This window comes from Candidatus Thermoplasmatota archaeon, from assembly GCA_018814355.1.
GTDB lineage: Archaea > Thermoplasmatota > Thermoplasmata > UBA10834 > UBA10834 > COMBO-56-21.
In genome coordinates, this window is sequence record JAHIZT010000081.1 from 27,819 (window position 1) to 47,769 (window position 19,951).

The 19,951-nt window shown below is 57.1% G+C and carries 16 protein-coding genes and 2 pseudogenes; 15 read left to right on the forward strand and 3 right to left on the reverse strand.

All coding sequences use genetic code 11. The features are described 5' to 3' along the window. Positions 1 to 7 precede the first annotated feature (7 nt). Positions 8 to 2,596 carry a hypothetical protein gene (locus KJ653_06055; protein ID MBU0685393.1) on the reverse strand — a complete coding sequence of 863 codons (2,589 nt, stop codon included), beginning with the start codon at positions 2,594 to 2,596 and terminating at the stop codon, positions 8 to 10. A gap of 220 nt (positions 2,597 to 2,816) precedes the next feature. Between KJ653_06055 and KJ653_06060 the strand changes: the two genes are divergently transcribed. From KJ653_06060 to KJ653_06070, 3 genes are all read left to right on the forward strand, one after another. Continuing rightward, positions 2,817 to 3,302, forward strand: a complete 486-nt coding sequence (locus KJ653_06060; protein MBU0685394.1) for a ferritin family protein — start codon at positions 2,817 to 2,819, stop codon at positions 3,300 to 3,302. An 84-nt stretch (positions 3,303 to 3,386) separates the two neighbouring features. Further along, positions 3,387 to 4,652: a DUF1015 domain-containing protein gene (locus tag KJ653_06065; GenBank protein MBU0685395.1), complete on the forward strand. Its 1,266-nt coding sequence runs from the start codon at positions 3,387 to 3,389 to the stop codon at positions 4,650 to 4,652. A gap of 55 nt (positions 4,653 to 4,707) precedes the next feature. Beyond that, positions 4,708 to 6,354 (forward strand): D-aminoacylase, encoded by a 1,647-nt coding sequence (locus tag KJ653_06070; protein ID MBU0685396.1) that lies wholly within the window; start codon positions 4,708 to 4,710, stop codon positions 6,352 to 6,354. Here the strand turns inward: KJ653_06070 and KJ653_06075 are convergent, their stop codons facing one another. Next, positions 6,355 to 7,422 (reverse strand): C45 family peptidase, encoded by a 1,068-nt coding sequence (locus KJ653_06075; GenBank protein MBU0685397.1) that lies wholly within the window; start codon positions 7,420 to 7,422, stop codon positions 6,355 to 6,357. Positions 7,423 to 7,544: 122 nt separating this feature from the next. Here KJ653_06075 and KJ653_06080 point away from each other — a divergent pair, with 122 nt between their 5' ends. The 12 genes and pseudogenes from KJ653_06080 (at position 7,545) to KJ653_06135 (ending at position 19,474) form a co-directional block, all read left to right on the forward strand. Then, positions 7,545 to 7,736 (forward strand): hypothetical protein, encoded by a 192-nt coding sequence (locus KJ653_06080; GenBank protein MBU0685398.1) that lies wholly within the window; start codon positions 7,545 to 7,547, stop codon positions 7,734 to 7,736. Positions 7,737 to 8,037: 301 nt separating this feature from the next. After that, positions 8,038 to 10,611 (forward strand): PKD domain-containing protein, encoded by a 2,574-nt coding sequence (locus KJ653_06085; protein ID MBU0685399.1) that lies wholly within the window; start codon positions 8,038 to 8,040, stop codon positions 10,609 to 10,611. 194 nt (positions 10,612 to 10,805) lie between these two features. Continuing rightward, positions 10,806 to 11,822 (forward strand): ABC transporter permease, encoded by a 1,017-nt coding sequence (locus tag KJ653_06090; protein MBU0685400.1) that lies wholly within the window; start codon positions 10,806 to 10,808, stop codon positions 11,820 to 11,822. A 21-nt stretch (positions 11,823 to 11,843) separates the two neighbouring features. Continuing rightward, the gene (locus KJ653_06095) at positions 11,844 to 12,833 is read left to right on the forward strand and encodes an ABC transporter permease (protein MBU0685401.1); all 990 of its coding nucleotides are present in this window, start codon (positions 11,844 to 11,846) and stop codon (positions 12,831 to 12,833) included. 25 nt (positions 12,834 to 12,858) lie between these two features. Continuing rightward, positions 12,859 to 13,068, forward strand: a pseudogene (locus KJ653_06100) (ATP-binding cassette domain-containing protein). Beyond that, positions 13,069 to 13,515 (forward strand): annotated as a pseudogene (locus KJ653_06105) (hypothetical protein). A gap of 234 nt (positions 13,516 to 13,749) precedes the next feature. After that, a complete protein-coding gene (locus KJ653_06110) occupies positions 13,750 to 14,664 on the forward strand; it encodes an ABC transporter ATP-binding protein (GenBank protein ID MBU0685402.1) in 915 nt (304 codons plus the stop codon). Next, positions 14,651 to 15,955 (forward strand): ATP-binding cassette domain-containing protein, encoded by a 1,305-nt coding sequence (locus KJ653_06115; protein MBU0685403.1) that lies wholly within the window; start codon positions 14,651 to 14,653, stop codon positions 15,953 to 15,955. Before KJ653_06110 ends, KJ653_06115 begins: the two co-directional genes overlap by 14 nt. After that, positions 15,933 to 16,358: a hypothetical protein gene (locus tag KJ653_06120; protein MBU0685404.1), complete on the forward strand. Its 426-nt coding sequence runs from the start codon at positions 15,933 to 15,935 to the stop codon at positions 16,356 to 16,358. The genes KJ653_06115 and KJ653_06120 overlap by 23 nt, the downstream gene beginning before the upstream one ends. A gap of 104 nt (positions 16,359 to 16,462) precedes the next feature. Beyond that, complete coding sequence (locus KJ653_06125) at positions 16,463 to 18,055, forward strand: site-2 protease family protein (GenBank protein ID MBU0685405.1); 1,593 nt, start codon at positions 16,463 to 16,465, stop codon at positions 18,053 to 18,055. 92 nt (positions 18,056 to 18,147) lie between these two features. Then, positions 18,148 to 18,894 carry a 4Fe-4S binding protein gene (locus tag KJ653_06130; GenBank protein MBU0685406.1) on the forward strand — a complete coding sequence of 249 codons (747 nt, stop codon included), beginning with the start codon at positions 18,148 to 18,150 and terminating at the stop codon, positions 18,892 to 18,894. Positions 18,895 to 18,943: 49 nt separating this feature from the next. Beyond that, on the forward strand, positions 18,944 to 19,474 hold the full coding sequence (locus KJ653_06135; GenBank protein ID MBU0685407.1) for a hypothetical protein: 531 nt from the start codon (positions 18,944 to 18,946) through the stop codon (positions 19,472 to 19,474). Positions 19,475 to 19,573: 99 nt separating this feature from the next. On the opposite strand, the gene KJ653_06140 is transcribed toward KJ653_06135, so the two are convergent. Further along, the gene (locus tag KJ653_06140) at positions 19,574 to 19,774 is read right to left on the reverse strand and encodes a hypothetical protein (protein MBU0685408.1); all 201 of its coding nucleotides are present in this window, start codon (positions 19,772 to 19,774) and stop codon (positions 19,574 to 19,576) included. Positions 19,775 to 19,951 lie beyond the last annotated feature (177 nt).

The following is a 19,951-nucleotide window of genomic DNA, read 5'->3' on the forward strand; positions in this document are numbered from 1 at the left end:
GCTATGATCACACGACAGCTGGGAGCTTCACCTTGAATACAACGCCCTGGGCGAAGTCCCCTTGGACACGGTCCTCCACCCAGACGTTCCCATTGTACCTCTTGGCAAGGGTCTTCACGATGTGTAGGCCCATGCCCGAGCCTTTCTTCTCGGGGGCTTTGGAGAACCTGTCGAATATGACGTCCTTGACATCGTCAGTGATGCCCCTTCCATGATCCGCGACGGACACCACCCAGTACCTTTTATCTCTCTCGAACATGCTCTCGATGGCTATCTCGATCAGGAGCGGCTCGTGCGAATCGTACTTCACGGCGTTCGTGAGTATGTTGATGAACATCTCCCTGACGAGTTCATCAGCCTCGGTGAAGTACTGGTTCCTAGTGAAGTCTGTCTTGCAGGTGATCTGACGTGCGGGATAGTACTGGGACACGCTCCTAGCGCACTCATGAAGGACCGCGCCCAGGTCGGTTTTGGTGAGCTCAACATCCCCGAAGGTCACCCTGGACATCGTCCTCACATTGCTCGCGAGCCAGCTGGTGTTCATGACCTGCTCCGCGATCCTGTCAATCATGGCGATTTTCTCAGGTTTGTCCACTTTCATCCGGAGCAGGTCGAGGTAGCCTAAGATCGCCTGGTTGAAGTTCTTGATGTCGTGTGAGAGAACATCGGAGTACAGCTCCGCGTCCCTGCGGCTGTCAATGTGCTCCTGAAACATGCGCGCGTTCTCGATGGCGATGCCGGCCAAGCTCGCGAATATCTCTATGACCTCGATTGTATCTGGGTCTGGTATGCGATCGTCCCGTGGCTTCAGTATCTCGATGTACGCGATGGGCAAGCCGTTCTTGTCCAAGATGAGCGTGTCTATCCAATCCAACTCGTGCCACTTGCCCTTGCCACCTCTAGGAAGACGTATCTGCTCAGGGTCGGGGTAGTAGGGCAGCTCCTCGGGCGAGATGCTCCTCTGACCCTCGGCCGGCATATAGTAAGAGACGCGGCCGATCTTGTTCCTCCAGTTGACGGCCGACCCGCGTGGAGGCATTGGACCTGTGTCGATGATCGAGTCGACATAGTCGACCGGGTACGTCATCTGCTTGATCGCCGCTGTGGCCTTCGGGGTGTAGCCGTACACCGCCTCCACTCTGTAGGCCCCCTCGTCCGCGTGCTTGATGCCCATCACCATGCGCTTTATCCCGAGCAGGCGCGCAAGAGTCTTGAGCAGGCTGTCGAGCATCTGGTCTAGGTCGCGGACATACATGATGCCAGTGGACAGGTCGAGGATCCTGGATAGCTGCTCGGTCCTCTGGCTGCTGACTCTGAGCGCTTGCTCCTTCTCCTGGGCCAGTCGGGCGTTCTCGAGGGCCACCTCAGCCAGTGAGGTGAATATCTCGACTGTCTCGATCGCATCCTTGTCCGGGACCTTGCCGTCCTTAGGTTCAGATGGGTAGATGACACCCACGATCCTGCCAGCGGAGTCGTGCAGGGCGAATGCCAGGAAATCGTTCGGCCTCATCTCTCCCTTCGTCCTCGGGACCTTGGACTTGTAGGAATCGATCTCAGAGGGGGAGATGTGATAGGCATAGTATCTCGGACTGACATCCTCAGCGAACGTGAGGTAAACGGACCTGCCGATCCGTTTGCTCTCTCTGAGGTCTTCGAGTATGACTTCGGTCGGGATCGACCTGGATTTGATTGACTGGTCTGCCTCCGTGCCGTATCCGAACACGGCCATCCATTTGAAGGACCCTTCAACTTCGTCGTATACGACGAGAGTAACCCTGCCAAAACCAAATAGGGAAGAGACCGACGCAAGAATCATCTGTGACAGCTTCTTGAGGTCCCTCTCAGATACGATCGAGGACGCGATCTTGAGAACGTCCTCGAGCAGATCGGTCTTCTGGGTCGTCGCCTGGACCTCTGGCATCGGTCTTGCGTTCTTCCTGTCCCTCAGAAGGGCGAGCCCTATGATCTCAGTGAACATCTCGATCGCGGACACAGTCTGCTTGTCAAGGAGCTTCTCGTCGAGCGCGTAGCCTATGTCCACCGAAGCCATCAGATCACCCGAGCCATCCCTCACCGCGAACCAATAGTAGTCCGCCGCATGCCACTGGTCCGGGCTCTTGCGCGGCAGACTTACGCCCTCGGGGTGCCTGTAGTAGGCCGGGTGATCGCAGAGAGGATCTGCTTCAGCGAGCTTCTGCCAGTCCTCCGCGTTGATGTAGTAACCGTTCCTCGAGACCCTGAACTTCTCATCCATCAGCTTGTGGATGAGGTCCTTCGGGTGGTAATCGGAAGTGATGCGCTGGATTATCGCATCTGCCCTTTCACGGCTGTAGCCATATGTGACGAAACGCATCGTTTCCCTGAGCTCCTTGTCCTGGACCTCCACGACGATGTCCGTCAGCCGGAAGAATTCAGCAATGCTCATCACGACTTCCTCGATCACCTTGCCAACTGGCGTTCCATCAGCTATCGTCCTGACGAGCTCGCCCAGCCTGGAGTTCACCTCTTCCTCCGCGATCTTGCGAGGGTGCTTGCCCAGCTTCTCTGGAGGGAGTTCTGGAAGAATCACTAGTTCAGCATACGATCCGTCCGCCATGCGACGATTCACCGCTCGATTCTCATATCTGGCCACTGATGAGATGGATTTGCCGCCTATTTAGGCTCGCCCGTCCGGTCTTAAGTATTGACTAGTAAGGAAGGATAACAAAACTGCCCCAGAAATCGTACATCGGAGGCGCCCGAGTTCAAGAGGATTTTCTGCGCAACAATTAATACATAGCAGGCGTTCGATTGGCACAAGCAGTCGGTGATTAGACATGGCGAATGTGAAGGATATCCTCGCGACGGCCATCGAGTTCGAGAAGTTCGGCGTCGAGTACTACATGCGCTTCAAGGATATGGTTGCGGACGAAAAGGCAAAGCCGCTCATGAAGGGCTTGGCAGATGACGAAAGGGAGCACGCCAACATACTGGAGAAAGAGCTCAAAGCGCTCGGAGGAAAGGCAGAAGCGCCCTCCAAGGCAGATGTGGAGAAGGGGCTCAAGGAGATATTCCCCGAGGCATCCCGAAAGGGTTCAATCGCGACAAGGGATGCAATCTCAGCTCTGAAGCTGGGCATCAGGACCGAGGAGCGCTCGATCGACTTCTACACCAAGAACGCCAATGTCGCAGGGCCCGACCTCAAAACGATCTTCGACAGGCTGGCGAAGATGGAGAGAGGCCACAAAGAGATGCTCGTGGAGAACCTGCGGTTCCTCGAGGACGACGGTTCCTGGTACGGCTATGTGCCGTTCCTAGACTGAATCCCCATAGGGCGTCTGGGCTAGAAAGATGCCAAGCTTTTTTAGATGCCCGTGGCATCATGCCGTTCTGGGAAGTAGAGTCAGTTGGCTACAGTCGTCCCGTTCAAGGCCTTCAGATATGACACCGATAGGTACGGCAAGGATGTCACGAGGTTCGTTGCTCCTCCATACGACATCATAGACCGTGTCATGGAGAAGAAGCTGAAGGATGACAGGCTAAACATCGCACATGTCACCTTGGGGGACGAGGGCGATTCCTACACGGTCGCCTCGCGACGCCTCCAGAGATGGATCAACGACGGCGTCCTGGTGCACGATCGCGAGGAGTGTTACTACCTATACGAGCAGACTTTCAGCAGCCCTGACGGGGGGCCGAGGGTCAGGTCCGGCATCATAGGGCTCGTGAAGCTGGAGGATTTCTCAAAAGGAGTGGTCTTGCCGCACGAGAAGACCATCCCGAAACACAAGGCCGACCGAATGCAGCTCATGTCGGCCGTTGCAGGAGACACCGAACAGATATTCATGCTCTATGACGACCCCTCGGAAGAGATGGAAGGCATCCTTCTGCGGGCGAGGAAGAAGGAAGAGGAGCTCCGGTTCCTGGACAATGACGGCGTGCATCACAGGATCGTCAGAATCTCGGACCCGGAGATGACCGGCAGGATAACCATGTTATTGGCGCCTGCCAAGCTGCTGATTGCGGACGGACATCACAGGTATGAGACATCGCTGGAGTACCGCAATAGCAAACGAGCCGAGGACGGCTCCGATGAGGGAACCATGCCTTATGACTTCATCATGGCCACACTAGTGAGCTTCAGGAACCCTGGCCTTGTCGTATACCCGACCCACAGGCTGGTCCAACATGTGGATGAGTCGCTCCTGTCGCACCTCCCGAAGGCTCTGGAAGAAGAGTTCGAGCTCAAAGCGCTGTCCGGGCCCGACGAGCTCGCGGCGGCGGTCGAGGGGTCTCCAGTGAAGGCCTTCGGCGTGTGGATACCTTCCTCTGGGACTTTCTTGTATGCGACGCCGAAGAAGAAGAGGGCTTCTGACAACCCTATGGAGGACCTGCCGGTGTACATCGTCCAGGAGAAGGTGCTGAAGAAGCTACTTGGCTACACTGCTGAAATGCTGGATACAAAGGTGAGCATCGATTATGTGAAGGGCACTGATCCGACGAGGGCCGCGATGGAAACGGGAGAGTACCAGGCGTGTTTCTTCGTCAAGCCTCCGACGGTCGGTCAGGTCATGCAGGTGGCGGAGACTGGGCAGAAGATGCCTCACAAGTCCACGTATTTCTTCCCCAAGATCTGGTCCGGAACGCTCTTTTACCTATTCGGCCGCGCCTGACCGCAGTCGGTCAACCGGTAAATAGTCCTAAGATAATACGCCGGCCGGCGGTCACATGAGATTCGAGTTGGGCATCACAGGCGGACGCATCGTGGACGGCGCGGGGAATCCTTGGTTCTACGGCGACATAGGCGTTTCCGGCAAGAGGATCGTCAAGGTAGGAAAGATCGAGAGGACCGAATGCGAGCGGACCATCAACGCGAAGGGGCTCTATGTCTGTCCCGGATTCATAGACATCCACACTCACTCAGATGTTACGGCCATCGTCTTCCCGGGCTGCGACAGCACCCTGAGGCAGGGGGTGACGACCCACCTGATAGGCAATTGTGGATCTTCCGTCGCGCCGCTGAGAGAGCCCTATGTGGAGGTCATGAAGAACTACTGGGGCGAATGGGCAGGTAAGTTCGAAGGATGGAACTGGCGGAGCTTCGGGGAGTACCTGAGGGTCCTCGAGAGGAAGGGCGTGGGACACAACATCGCAGCCCTGGTCGGCCACGGCGCGATCAGGACCGCCGCACTTGGCGCCGAGAGGCGAGCGCCCTCGCCCAAGGAGCTCAAGTTGATGAAGGACCTGACCGCGGAGGCCATGAAGAGCGGAGCCTTCGGCCTCTCCACCGGCCTGGTGTATCCCCCGGGGAGCTTCGCAAAGACCGATGAGATCATCGAGCTGTGCAAGGTGGTCGCGAAGTACGGCGGCATGTACACGTCTCACATACGCGGCGAGAGGGAGACTATCGCGGAGGCGATCAAGGAGGCCATACTCATAGGCGAGAAGAGCGGCGTCAGGGTACAAATCTCTCACAACTGCCCGAAGATAGGGGCGTGGGGCAGGACCAAGGAGACCCTCGGCTTAGCCGAGAAGGCCAGAGAGCGTGGACTCGATGTCACGGTTGACAACGATGTGCACACAGACCTCGCACCCAACCTCAGCCACGCCCTGCCGCAGTACATGGCGGAGCTGAATAGGGAGGATCTCCTCGAACACGTCAAGTCCAAGTCCAACAGAGCCAGGATCAAGCGGGAGATCATTGAGGACAAGCTGCCTGCGTTCGGCCCGTCCGGACTGCTCAAGCACGGCCATTTCGAAAGGATATTCCTGATGCACTGCCCCAAGCAGAAGAGCCTCGAGGGCAAGACGATCGCCCAGGTCGCGAGGGAGCGTGGCAAGGACGTCTTCGAGACCTACTTCGACCTCATGGTGGAGGAGAACGACGATATAATCGCGATATTCGACTACATCAGCGAGGACGACATCAAGAAGCTCTTGGTGCACCCGCTGGTCATGGTTTCCTCGGACTGTGCCACTTGGTCTGAAACTGGACCGCTCTCTGACCCCGCACCCTACATACCGTGCGCGTTCGGTGAGTACCCCGGCATATTCGAGAGATATGTCAGAGACGAGCCGCTATTGACCATCCAGGAGGCCGTCAGGAAGATGACCAGCTTCCCTGCTCAGAAGATGGGCCTGTACGACAGAGGACTGCTCAGGCCAGGGTTGAAGGCGGACATAACCCTCATCGACCTCGAGAACATCAAAGACAGGGCCACGAACATGTGGCCGCACGAATACCCGTTCAAGAACTACCCGCACAGATACCCTGACGGCGTGCCATTCGTCATCGTGAACGGGACGGTCGCGGTCGACAACGGGAAGCAGAAGAAGGTCCTCGCCGGAGAGGTCCTGAGGCACAGGCGGCCCTGATCAGAACTCGTACTTCCTGTAAGAGCCCTGGCACGGATTGCCTTTGCACACCCAAACGACCTTCTCGGTCAGGTTGAATACGATTGAGAAGATCGACATCGTCTGGTCCTCAGGGTCGAGCGCCGGATCGGGGTGCCTGCAGATCGATTCGGGGTACCCCACATGGTCCGAGAGCACCCTCTTGAAGACCTCCAGGTCGAGCTTCCCCAGCTCCTTCTTGAATAGCTTCTTGGCCCTGTTGTATCGCACTATGGACGAGAACCTCGTGTGCATGTTCTCCTCGAACTTCCACATCTTCGGGGAGAGGTAGTGGTTGGTGTGAACGAGCCAGCCGTCTTCCGCGTACAGGGCATCGAAGGTGGTCGCCGACCCCTCCATGCTGTATATCTCGCCGTTCGAGTCGGAGACGATGTTGTTGTAGCTGTGGCCCCTCTCCTCAGGCATCGATGCCGTGAGCGCTTGGTAGATGCCATTCTCTTTCAGGATCTTGCGCACCGGCAGAGCCTTGGGTATGCCCACGCGCGTATCGTTCGGGACCAGGGCGTTCCCGGTCACGCTGACCCCAGCTGCGTTGAGGCCCTCGGTAGGCCAGATGCCGCCGTAGTTCATGCCTATGTATCCCGGCTCGTCGGTGGGTTTGATCTTGGCGACGCATATTTCATCGATCTGGTGTGGGGACACGTCCTCATTGTGCGCGACATAGACGCAATCGTCCTTGGTCCAGCTGGCGTTCGCGGCAAGGTCGGTGCATGCCTTTCCCCTGCCTCCGGGGAAGTCGCACGTCATGGCGTAGACCAAATCGAACCTTAGGCCCGATCCCTCCGCGTATCCCTCCAGCTCCTCGATGAAGCCAGGATACCACTTCCTGCTCATGGGAAGGCTTCGCTTTGAGTACGCAATGGCCTTCTTCATGTCGAAGCCAGGAGTGGATACCGCGCTCTCTCTGAACCGCTTCGCCATTCTTGCTGCCTGGTCCCTGCACTGCTTTCCAATCGAGACGCCTATCTGGTAGTGGCTCCCTGAAGCAGAGACCAACCTGAATTCACTGGAACCGTCCTTTTTCGGCAATGATTATCCCCCTGACTTTGACCGAGGGCATCTGGAAGAAGCTAGAACATCAAAAGCCTGCCGATTGGATTACAGGGATTGGTCAACAAGGTTTATCAATCGGTTCGCCAGTCCACGGGACCATGCCTAAAGTGGAGCTCGAGTACAAGTGCAAAAAGTGCAAGAAAGAATACCCAGCGACGGTCAACTACGCCGGCAAGATAGATGATCTTGACCTCGATGAGAACCAGTCTAGGTGCCCATTCTGCGGCGAGTGGAACTGCGCGGACCCGATCTCGATCCAACAGGCGATCACGGACGCGAAGAAGAAGTAGCGGCAATCACTGATAGTCCGTCGAATCATGGCGCAGTCTGACGATTCTTCTCCGATGAAAAGGATTCCAACGGAGCGCGTCCATCGAGACGCACAGTCATCAAAGGCCAGATTCGTGGATGGATGCCCAAGTTTTCGCTGCGGAAACGACCGTGCTAACGCTTGAGCCAGACATCTCTCGGTTTTCCGATTTGCGGAAACCATATATACTATTGAAGACTGTCTCTAGTCGAATTGGGTCTGTTGAGGGGATTTTCTAACGGACCGAGACATGAGACATTAATACAAGGAGGACATGCCTAATGGAAGCTAGTAAAGAAGGCGAGATGCCTAGTGAGCCAGCTCCGGAGACACTTCCTACCGAGATCAAGGAGGAGGGGCCCAAGAAGACGAAGCTCCTCGCAGTGATCATCGTGGTGATAGTCGTTATCGCCGCAATCGCTGCAGCTTTTGGCCTTGGTCTCATCGGAGGGAAGAAGGAGGAGACAAACTTGGCTCCGACTGCCGGAGCGAGAGCCTTGACCAGCACCACGATACCAATAGGTGGTACGGTCAAGTTCGAGTCCCTAGCGACTGACCCTGACGGCACGATTGCCAAGTACTGGTGGTACTTCGGTGACGGCACGAATGTCAGCGGTGACGCCGCAGCGGCGAAGAACGTGAGCCACACATACGCTTATGGTGGACACTACTGGGTATACCACATTGCGACTGACGACAAAGGGCTCAATGGAAGCAACGAGGCAGCGATGGTCGGTGTCGACGTCCTGCTCTACATCATACCACCTGACCCCACCAACACGACTGCACCATTCGCGTTCTTGACATCTAATGTAGATGTCATCGACCAGAACACAACGGTCAATTTCAACATGACCAGCTCGGCCGGCGTGAACTATACCGTAGCCGATGACCTGTGGGAAGAAGGCTATGACCGCCTGACGGGAACGACCCTAGACTATGGTGTCGGAACCGCAGCCGTGTCAGTTGCTCCAGCGGAGTACATGACCGGATCGCACAAGTATACCCAGAGCGGACACTTTGCTGCGAAGTTCGTCGCAACCGCCTGGAATGAGAACTCAACGACCGTCATGAGGACGATCCACGTGCTGACCCCGAAGGCGACGTTCACCGGCGTGATCAAGAACCCGAATGCGTTCATCATGGTCACGATTGGTGAGCCTGACTACCTCGACCCGGCAGTAGACTACGAGACGGCCGGCGGCGAGGTCCTGCAGAACTGCTACGAGTCACTTGTGTGGTACAGCGGTACGAGCGCTTCGACTCTGGTGCCGCAACTGGCGACCAAGGTCCCGACAGTGGGTGACGGTATCACAGCTGACGGATTGTACTACAACTTCACCCTCAGGACCGGCGTGAAGTTCCACAACAACCAGACCATGACCGCAGACGATGTCGTGTACTCCGTCCAGAGGGTAGTGAGGATACACGACCCCGACGGACCTGCTTGGATGGTCGAGCAAGTGCTGACGGACGGCATGTCGGCATACATCGGTGACACGCGGGTCAACTGGACAGACAGCGTGACGACCCACACGATTCCCGCATGGTTGCTTGCGACCGTCGGAGGCACTGACCCGTACTACATCATCACGGAACTTGACAACCAGAACGCTAGCGAGGCGGCGGTCAAGGCGATCGACCCGACACACGTGAGCTTCCGCCTGACACACGCCTATCCAGCGTTCTTGTACATCTGCGCATACACTGTGATGGACGTTGTCAGTAAGGTCTTCGTTGAGGCAAACGGCGGAGTTTCCAATGGGAACCACAACGATGTGATGGATGTCAAAGTGTGTGGAACAGGCCCGTACTACATGGAGAAGTGGGAGAAGGGCGTCAAGATCCACCTGGTTAGGTGGGACAGCTGGTGGAACAGCGCTAACCAGTCAGTCAAGCTGCAGGACGTGTACATCGTCAAGGCCAACGACCAGAACACCAGGATACTGATGCTTCAGGCCGGAGATGCGGACTGCGCAGTCATACCGATGGACTTCGAGTCGCTGTTCAGCGACACTTCGAAGTTCACGGTCAAGAAGGGGCTGCCGACGTTCGACATAACCTTCGCGGGTTTCAACATGAACATCAACACGACCGCGGCGGCATTGTACGGTAGCACCGTGCCTGCTGACTTCTTCACGGACATCCATGTAAGGAGCGCCTTCGTGCACCTGCTGAACTACACGCAGTTCATCACGAACGTCCTGAAGGGCAACGCGATCCAACCCAACGGGCCGATCCCGAAGGGCATGTTCGGCTACGACCCCTCGGTACCGGTGTACGACTACAACCTCACGGCTGCACAAACGGAGCTGACGGCTGCCATCAACCCGGCGACTGGACGCAGCTGGTGGATCGACGGCTTCACGATCGCCTTCATGTTCAACTCGGGCAACGCCTACAGAGAGGCGGCCTGCACGTACATGAAGTCGGCATTGGAGTCCATGGGATCGCAGTTCCACGCGACAATAAACGCGCTGGACTGGCCTACATACCTGGCGAACCTTAGGAAGGCCCCGAGCCCGTTCCCGCTGTTCTACCTCGGGTGGGCACCAGACTACGCGGACCCCGACAACTACTGCAACCCGTTCCTCCTGACCGGCGGGACGTTCGCGTACAGGACCCAATATTCCAACGCGACGATCGATGCGCTGGTGAAGAGTGCGAGCAGCGAGCTGAACTTGACCTTGAGGGCGCAGATGTACTCCGAGATCACGTGGTTGACGCACAACGACACGCCATACATATGGCTCTACCAGTCGAACAACTTCCACGTGGAGAGATCCTGGATCAAGGGTTACTACTACAACCCGATGTATTCAGGATTCTACTACCCGTCGTTCAGCAAGGGTTAGTGAATCTGTAGAACGCCGCAAACCCTTTCGCGAAACCTCTTACATTTCTCATATTTCACACGGGAGCGGACGCTTTTTAGCCATTGGTAGAGTCGACTGACGCACCCTGTGACGGAGTACGCTGTTATGATTCAAGGGAAAACCTAGAAATAGAGTCAATCGGGTATGGTGGAACTGTCTCAGGGTGATGGTTCCTGCAACTGTGGACATACATCTTCAGGCGGCTCCTATTGCTCATACCGGTTCTCCTAGGTGTGTCCATACTCACATTCGTGATCATGCGTGCGGCGGGCGACCCGGTCACAGCCTACCTGCAGAACCCCGAAAAGGCTACCGAGGCACAGATACGTCTGATCGAACAGAAGTATCACCTTAACGAGCCGGAGTACATACAATACTGGTATTGGTTGAATGGGGTCCTGCATGGCGACATGGGCTACAGCCGCATGGCTGGTTTACCCGTGACGCAAGCGATTGCTTTGAAGTTCCCTGCCACTTTCGAGTTAGCGCTGATCTCTGTGTTCTTCGCTGTGGTTGCGGGCATAGGGTTGGGCACGAGATCCGCGGTGAAGGCGAATTCGGCATTCGATCAAACGACCAGGGTGACTTCCCTTGTGGCCGTTTCGATCCCGGTCTTCTGGCTAGGGTTGATCCTCCTGATGATATTCTACAGAGGATTGGGGTGGCTGCCCGGTCCTACCGGTCGCCTAGGCACGACACAGGAGCTTCACGTGGTGACAGGGTTCTTTCTAATCGATTCCATCCTCAGCGGCAAGCTTAGTCTGTTCGTCGATGTTGTCGAACACCTGGCATTGCCGTCCATCACGCTCGCCTTTGCGTCTACAGCACTCATCGTGCGCATGATGCGCTCAAGCATGCTCGAGGTGCTCGGGGCGGAGTATGTCAGGACTGCCAGGGCCAAAGGGCTACCTGAGAAAGTCGTCATCAATAGGCACGCGCGCAGGAACGCGCTCATACCGACGGTCACAGTTGTCGGCCTCAGCTTCGGTGGGCTCTTAGGCGGGGCCGTCCTCACTGAGACGGTCTTCAACTGGCCTGGACTTGGACAGTGGTCCGCTCAGGCTGCTCTGAACCTCGACACCGCAGGCATCATGGGATTCACCTTACTCACGGCGTTGATCTACGTCCTGTCGAACCTCGTAGTGGACATCATCTACGCTTACCTCGATCCACGCGTAAGGCTTGGCTGAAGAACTCAAAAGGTATGGTCAATGACTTCGAAACAAACGAGCGGGACCACGAAAAAAGGGGCGACAGCACCAGCCAAGGCGGCCAAAGCCAAGTCCAAGAAGGGAGGGGTCGTAGACGACCTCAAGATGGCGCTCAAGCCGCACATAAGGGAGTGGAAGTTCGACCTGCACCTGATGTCCAAGAGCCTCACCTCGATAGTTGGCATGGTGCTCCTGGTCATTCTGGTGATGCTGGCAGCTGCACCGTTCCTGTTCATGCCACCGCAAGGACAAGGAGACCCGTTCGAGATACCAATCGACCTGACGAAGCGCGACCCGTTGCCACCAGGGACCCCAGGCTATCCACTCGGGAGCATGGTAGATGGCAGGTCGGTACTCTACGGCATTGTCTGGGGCGCGAGGACATCGATGGCCTTCGCAATACAGGTCGTCCTTGTGGGAGCCGCTATAGGATTGGTCCTGGGCCTTGTATCAGGATACAAGGGCGGTATCCTCGACGAGCTTGTCATGAGGTTCACGGACATCTTCCTCTCGATACCCGGGCTCATACTCGTGATGGCAATAGCAGCCGTCCTGGGAAGGAACCTGAACGCCACCAAGCTGGCACTGATGGCGGTCTGGTGGTCAGGGTATACTAGACTGATCAGGGGACAGGTGCTGTCCGTTAGGGAGAACACCTACATCGACGCTGCCAGGGCCTCGGGCTCGGGCGAGTTGAAAATCATGTTCAGGCACGTGTTGCCGAACTCGTGGGCCCCGATGGTAGTTGCGGCCACGATGGACATGGGGACCGTGGTGCTGGTCATGGCTGGCCTGAGCTACCTCGGACTCGGAGCACCTCACGGATACGCCGAGTGGGGCATGATGATCAACGACGGCCAACAGAGGTTCGTTTACGGCGACTGGTGGATGATCGTGTTCCCCGGACTCGCGATACTGATGTTCGTGCTTGCGTTCAATCTAATGGGGGACGGGCTGCGCGATGTGCTCGACCCGAAGATGAGGAGGTGATCTCGTGGCCGACAACGAGGACAACATTCTTGTGGAGATCAGCAACCTCGTTATCAACTTCTACACTTACCAGGGCATAGTCCGGGCAATAGAGGGAGTGGACCTGGTAATACGCAAGGGTGAAACGCTCGGGCTGGTGGGAGAGACCGGCTGCGGCAAGAGCGTCACCGCGAGCGCCATCATGAAGCTCATCCTGAGCCCACCAGGAAAGGTCGAGGGAGGACACGTCTACTTCATGGAGCCACCAGATGTGCGCGCCCGGAGAATCCAGTTCGAAGCGGACGCGCAGCGGTGGTACGAAAGACTCCCTGAGAGCGAGAGGAAGAAGCTCGTTGCTACTTACGGGTTCAGATGGACCGGATTCGTGAAGCGTCCAAAACCGGTGACCAAGTCCGCGGTGGAGAAGACCGTCCCGCCGGAAAGGGTACCTCCACGATTGGTGGATCGATACCTCGCGACCAAGCTTCCTTCGATCCCCAAGGATGATAAATCGTCGCAGGACGCCGTCAAACGGAGCTACGACATGCTCACGAAGTCCATCCAGTACATGCAGAAGATCAGGGGCAAGTTCATCTCGATGATATTCCAGGAGCCCACCAGTGCCCTTAACCCTGTGTTCACTGCTGGCGATCAGATTGCCGAGGTTATTCTGCTCCACAGAAAGGGCGATATGGCCGCGCGGGCCGCCAAGAGGATCGCGGATGAGCTGAAACCTTTCAAGAAGCCGACCAAGCAGCGCATGGATGACGCGCGCCAGTGGTACTCGGGATTGTCGGACCTGGAGCGAAAGAGAATGGTCGCTGCCTACAGATCTTGGTTCTCGCGCTTCAGGAAGAGGGGGAATCCCTTGACTCTGGCTCAGATCCGGAAGACCGTGGCTCCCGGGGAAGCCCCCGCGAGCCTCATAGCAGCGTTCATGAGGAAGAAGAGGCGGAGGCCAATGATGCTTACCTCGCGAATCCAAGTGAGAGTAGAGCCCTCGAAATCCTCATACAAGACGATTAGCAGATGCTCTATGTGCAACGCCAAAGTGGAAGAATCGGACGAGTGGTGCGACAGCTGTGGCAGCAGATTCTACGGACCGATATCCTGGTTCTTGAGACTTACCGCATTGAAGACGAACCAGAAGATGCTTCAGTTCATCGTCAAGAAGCCGGAGTCTAAGGAATTCTTCTCAGCGAAAATCCCATTACTGAATCGATATCGCAAGGACCTCTACGAGGAAGCTCTCAAGGAAGCCGTCAGGATGCTTGAGGTAGTGAGAATCCCGGACCCAAAAGGTATCGCTCGCAGGTATCCCTTCGAGCTCAGCGGGGGGATGCAGCAGAGGGTCATGATAGCCATCGCCCTTGCGTGCAACCCGAAGCTGCTCATAGCCGATGAGCCCACGACCGCACTCGATGTCACGATCCAGGGGCAGATTCTCAAACTGATGAGAGACCTCAAGCAAGCCTACGGCGGCTCGATCCTGCTGATAACGCACAACCTAGGCGTGGTTGCGGAGATGTGCGACCGCGTTGGGGTGATGTATGCCGGGTCGATGGCCGAGATCGGAGTGTCCAGGGACATATTCAAGAAGCCCCTCCACCCGTACACGCAGGGACTGATGAAGGCCGTCCCCTCGATCCAGATGGAATCGGAGAGGCTGTACACCATCAGAGGTTCGGTCCCCAACCTAATCTACCCGCCAAGCGGGTGCAGGTTCCACCCGAGATGCGACTACGCCAGGAAGTACTGCGAAAAGGTTAAGCCCGATCTGATCGAGATAGAACCGGGACACAAGGTTTCATGTCACATGGTGGCGAAGGCGGAGGGGTATGTTCGAGAATAAGGTCGAATTCGACAGAAACCTCATCGATGTCGTCAACCTGAAGAAGTACTTCCCAATCCGGGGAGGCCTTCTCAAGCGGTCAGTGGGAGTGGTGAAGGCCGTCGACGACGTCACCTTCTTCATCAAGAGGGGTGAGACCCTCGGCCTAGTTGGAGAGTCCGGCTGCGGCAAGACCACTGTCGGAAGGTCCATCATGATGCTAACGCCGCCCTCGTCTGGCTATGTGTTCCTCGAGACCCCGAAGGACATCGTCAGGACCTTCACTGAGCTCGTGAATCTCGTGAACGGCACCAACGTCGGCAAGATGACGCCCGAGGTGGCACTGGCAATCGCGGACAAGATCAACAAGATGTTCGGGTCCCACAACTGTGAGATAACCGAGGGCAAGAAGAAGCACTTCTGCATCGACGCCGGGAAGATCACAAAGGCGGTCCAGCCCATCCGGTCCGGGACAAGGTTGGGAAGCGAGGAAAAAACAGTCAGGGACCTCGCGGAGGACGCGATCGAGGAGCTCACCCGGAGGTATTGCATCAACTTCAAGATCAAGAGCCAGGTCCGGAAACTGAGGGGAAGGATCCAGTTCGTGTTCCAAGATCCGTTCTCATCATTGGATCCGAAGATGCTGATCAAGAACATCGTTTTGGAACCGATGGTCGCTCAGAACAGGTATCGGGGAAGAGGGGGCGCGAGCGGCAAGAAGCTCTCGAAGGAGGAACTTAGGATGCGAACGATACAGCTGCTCGAGAGGGTGGGTCTGAACGTCGAGCACATGTACAGGTTCCCGCACGAGTTCAGCGGGGGGCAGAGGCAGAGGATAGGCATTGCCCGGGCACTCTCCGTCAATCCGGACTTCGTCGTCCTCGACGAGCCCACTTCCGCACTGGATGTGTCAGTCCAGGCGCAGATCCTCAACATGCTGAACCATCTCCAGAAGGACTTCGGCCTCACCTTCCTCTTCATATCCCACGACCTGAGCACGATCAGGTACATGTGCGACCGGGTCGCGGTGATGTACCTGGGCAAGATCGTTGAATACTCCGAGAAGCACGAGCTTTTCAACAAGCCGACGCACCCGTACACCGAGGCGCTCTTGTCGGTCATACCTGTCCCAGACCCCGACCTGAAGAGGGACAGGATCATCCTCCCAGGAGATGTGCCGAGCCCGGCGAACCCGCCCTCCGGCTGCAGGTTCCACACAAGATGCCCCCTGGTCATAGATGTATGCCACACGATCGACCCGCCCCTGACGGACAGGGGGAACGAGCACTTTGTCGCGTGCCATGTCCGCTGACGGCAGTTCGGAAGGCCCAATCGATTCGGCCTCCAAGAAGCGCGAGGCGGCTTACCGAGCCCTCGAAGAGGACTCCGACCTCCCGGAGGAGCAGGCGGTCAAGCTGGTCCGCAAGCATCTGCCATGGAAGGACTGGCTGCTCGCTGATTTCCTGAGATACTGGTATGTCCTCGGCTGCCTCGCATTGGACGTCTTTTTACCACTCCGAATCGCCCGTTGGCTCCACGCGGACTCGGCCTATAGCATCCTAGGACTCGTCGTTCTTCTGTTGGTGCTAGTCTACCTTGAGACGAGGACATACATATGGATCTGGCCCAGTGGCGTCAAGACTAGAATCGAGACGCAGCGAAGGGCGTTCCGCAGGGCGTTTCGCAAGCTGACAGCAGCGTTCCGCAGGGACTAGACCTGTCAGAGCGTTCATATCGCCGCTCGTCGATTCCAGACAATCGAGGGGGGCAACAACTGAACGGCTACCTCATTGCCATTCTGGCATCGGCCGCGTACGCGGTGATACTCCTCGTCGGCTGGCGAGTGAAGCTATGGAATCGGCACGGCATCAAGCTCTATGGTCCGATCATGATGCTCAGGACAAGCAGAGGCCGGGCATTCATCGAGAGGCTCGGATCGCACGCGCGCGGATGGAGCCACTATGGCCTTGCCTCGGTGGTCATATGCGCACTCACGACCACAGTCGTTGCCGCCTTTCTGATATGGGAGGTCTTCACGACCTTCAGCGCGCCGTCCCAGATGGACCTGTCGAACGACCTCCCCTTCGGCCAGACCGGCATCAATCCAGCAGTGACCGTGACATATGCCGTCATAGGAATAGGGGTCGCAGTCGTCGCCCATGAACTATGCCACGGGGTTCTCTCAAGCGTCGGCAATATCAAGTTGAGGTCCATCGGACTCATGCTTCTGGTGATCCCGATAGGCGCGTTCGTCGAGCCAGACGAGGATGCCCTCAAGGCCACGAAGCGGACGAACAGGCTGAAGGTCTACGCCGCAGGGCCTGCCACCAACGTCATTCTGGCAATCGTCTTCCTGGCAATCCTACTGGGGTTACTGATGCCTTCGGTCAGACCAATCGCAGATGGGGCGGTCGTCACGAGCGTCGCGCCCGACTCCCCTGCAGAGACCTCCGGCATAAGGGTTTGGAGCGACATCACCGAATTGAATGGGGAAAAGGTGAACACCACCTCGTTCAGGTCAACCTGGTTCAGCAATCCCGGGGAGCTTGTCAGCATCAACCTGACCTACAAGCAGCAAACGCAGATCATCGCGCTCCCGGGAGGCGTCGTGATTAGTTCGGTGACGGACGGACCCGCGCTCAATGCTGGCATACGGCCAGGGATGATGGTGACGAGCCTGAACGACACCGTGATCCACAGCGTTGAGCAGTTCGAGTCAGTGGTAGAGGCTTCAACGCACGACGCACCGGTGAACATAACCGTGCTGAAGCTGGGACATGATACCACCGGAGGCGTCAGCTGGTTCGTCCAGGATCCGTCAATAAGGAGCGTGAACCTGACAACCAAATGGCTGTACTACCGCCTGCATTTCCCCAACCAGAACAAGGAGGAGTACAGGAACATCAGCTTCATGGGTGTTTCGAGCTCTCCCCTAGGCATCAGCGTCGAAGACCCCGACACGATCCTGAAGCCGGTGGCGCATCCGTTCAGCGCAACCGGGGATATTGACGCCGCCATGAGGGACTCCCTTAGGTACCTAGGACTTCCGTTCTTCGGTTACGCCCCGATCATGTCGCCCGAGGCTGACCTCTTCGAACCATCAGGAGTCCTATCACCCCTGCCAACCAACGTGTTCTGGACGGTCTCGAACCTATGCTACTGGATCTTCTGGATGAACCTCATGTTCGCCCTGACGAACGCAATACCGGCCGTGCCCATGGACGGCGGGATGGTGATGAGCGACCTCATCAAGGGGCTGACCAGACGCCTGGGCGAGAGGCTGAGCGGGTTCGACCTCCTGGTCGGGAAGAAGCCCATATCGGACGTGCAGGTTGACCGTTTCATGATAGCGCTCACTGCGGTGTTCGGAGTATTGGTCGCCTACCTCGTGCTATGGCAACTGCTCTTGTGACCAAGCAAGCCTCCCTACGTTGTTAGGCAACAGGTTATTTCGTCCACCGGGCAATCCCAAACACGCCGAAGGGACGACAGTGAAGTGATCAAATGGTCAAGAGAAAAATCATCGAGATAGACGAGGACAAGTGCAATGGATGTGGCGCATGCGTCACCAAGTGCGCGGAGGGTGCGCTCCAGATAATTGATGGCAAGGCCAAGGTCGTGAATGAGGTGTTCTGCGACGGCCTCGGTGCATGCATAGGTGAGTGCCCTGAAGGGGCGCTAGAAATCGTCGATAGGGATGCCCCTGAGTTCGACGAGGAAGAGGTCAAGAAGCACATCGGCCACGGAAAGGCACACGAGAAGGAGCCGATCGGGCTGGAGCCGTGCGGGTGCCCATCCCATAACCCGATGGTCCTAACTGCGGGAGGAGCGAAGGGAGGGCATGGGAAACACCACGGTCCAGAGCGCGAGGAGCTGCCCCCCGAGCTGACCAACTGGCCGGTTCAGTGGAGGCTCGTGAGCCCGTCGATGCCTTTCTTCAAGGGCGCTGATGTCCTCTTGGCGGCGGACTGCGTACCGTTCGCTTTCCGAGACTTTCATGGCAAGTTCTTGGAGGGCAGGCCGGTCATAATCGGATGCCCGAAGCTCGACGATCAGAAGGCCTACCTGGACAAGCTCACAGACATCTTCAGGGACGCCACCCCGAAAACCGTCAACATCGTCCACATGGAGGTCCCGTGCTGCCACGGGCTCCAGAAGATCGTGGACGAGGCCGTCAGGCGGTCGGGGAGGAACATTCCTGTTCGAACAACAGTGGTCGGTATCAAGGGAGATATCCTGAAAGCCGGCTGAACCTTTCACGCGGATAGACTATTGAACCGGGAAGCCATACGCCGCATCGATGCCGCTGGACATAACTTGGACCAGGCGCGCGATGCGGCTTCCTCCCGAGGTCCGGGAGGAGCTTGCAAGAATGCTGGACAAGGTCCACCCGCACTTCGCGGAGATCAGGCGGCCCATGAAGGTCGGCATAACGCGGTTCTATGACGGCCTCGTGTTCCAGTCCAACGCCGGCAAAGTCAAGCTCATGGTGGACGTCCACAGATCCAGAAAAGGCGGTTGGAAGTTCCCCACCTACTGGACTCTGGTGCACGAGTTCATGCATCTGGTCCAGTTCAACGACGACGGAATCCCAGGAGGAGAACGCGCGATCGACATCCAGGCACTGACCAGGGTGCCCCCGGGGTTGATCGACGACTCCCCGTGCTATCTGGTCGTCCCGGAGGAGATCAGAGACTCCTGGAACGATAAGTACGCAGAGCTCGCCCACGTGCTCGCCAAGGAAGCTTTGAAAAAGAGGCGTGATGGACTCAGACGCTACGCCGTCTGGTGGGAGGATGAGTTCGAGAAGAGGGCGCAACCGGGCAAATAGGCACTCACTAAGTCACCCTCGGCTCTGAGATCGACGATCGACCGAATGTGGTCCCTGAGCTCAGAGCGACTTTAGGAAATTCTTCATGGAAATGTCGAATCAATCCGTCTCTATCTCCAGCTTCGTTCTCCTGCCGAATCGGCAAGCAGTAAGAGTCGCATACCCGTCGGCAATGTTCAGGCAGATCGTGTTCTTGCCCTTCGATGTGACAGCCAGGCCCAAAGAGCGCTCAGCGAAATGCCTAGAGGCAAGGTCGACTACCTCGTCCGGAGACAGGTCCGTAGTCGTTGAGTATTTCAATATCACTCCCTCTTGGTCACGGAATGGGAAGGCAGGACCATATCTGTTCCGACGTCGGGGAGATGCATCTATCAGAGCTTCTTTTGCGAAGATGCCTCCAGGCCAGATCTCACGTTCAACAGTATCTCCTGACTCCTCCGGAGGTAGTTAGCTCCTATGATTCCAAGGGATGTGAAC

Coding starts and splice junctions, on each gene's coding strand:
- KJ653_06060 (MBU0685394.1), top strand. CDS start 2,817: ATGGCGAATGTGAAGGATATCCTCGCGACGGCCATCGAGTTCGAGAAG.
- KJ653_06130 (MBU0685406.1), top strand. CDS start 18,148: ATGGTCAAGAGAAAAATCATCGAGATAGACGAGGACAAGTGCAATGGA.
- KJ653_06110 (MBU0685402.1), top strand. CDS start 13,750: ATGAGGAAGAAGAGGCGGAGGCCAATGATGCTTACCTCGCGAATCCAA.
- KJ653_06115 (MBU0685403.1), top strand. CDS start 14,651: ATGTTCGAGAATAAGGTCGAATTCGACAGAAACCTCATCGATGTCGTC.
- KJ653_06095 (MBU0685401.1), top strand. CDS start 11,844: ATGACTTCGAAACAAACGAGCGGGACCACGAAAAAAGGGGCGACAGCA.
- KJ653_06085 (MBU0685399.1), top strand. CDS start 8,038: ATGGAAGCTAGTAAAGAAGGCGAGATGCCTAGTGAGCCAGCTCCGGAG.
- KJ653_06055 (MBU0685393.1), bottom strand. CDS start 2,596: ATGGCGGACGGATCGTATGCTGAACTAGTGATTCTTCCAGAACTCCCT.
- KJ653_06080 (MBU0685398.1), top strand. CDS start 7,545: ATGCCTAAAGTGGAGCTCGAGTACAAGTGCAAAAAGTGCAAGAAAGAA.
- KJ653_06070 (MBU0685396.1), top strand. CDS start 4,708: ATGAGATTCGAGTTGGGCATCACAGGCGGACGCATCGTGGACGGCGCG.
- KJ653_06135 (MBU0685407.1), top strand. CDS start 18,944: ATGCCGCTGGACATAACTTGGACCAGGCGCGCGATGCGGCTTCCTCCC.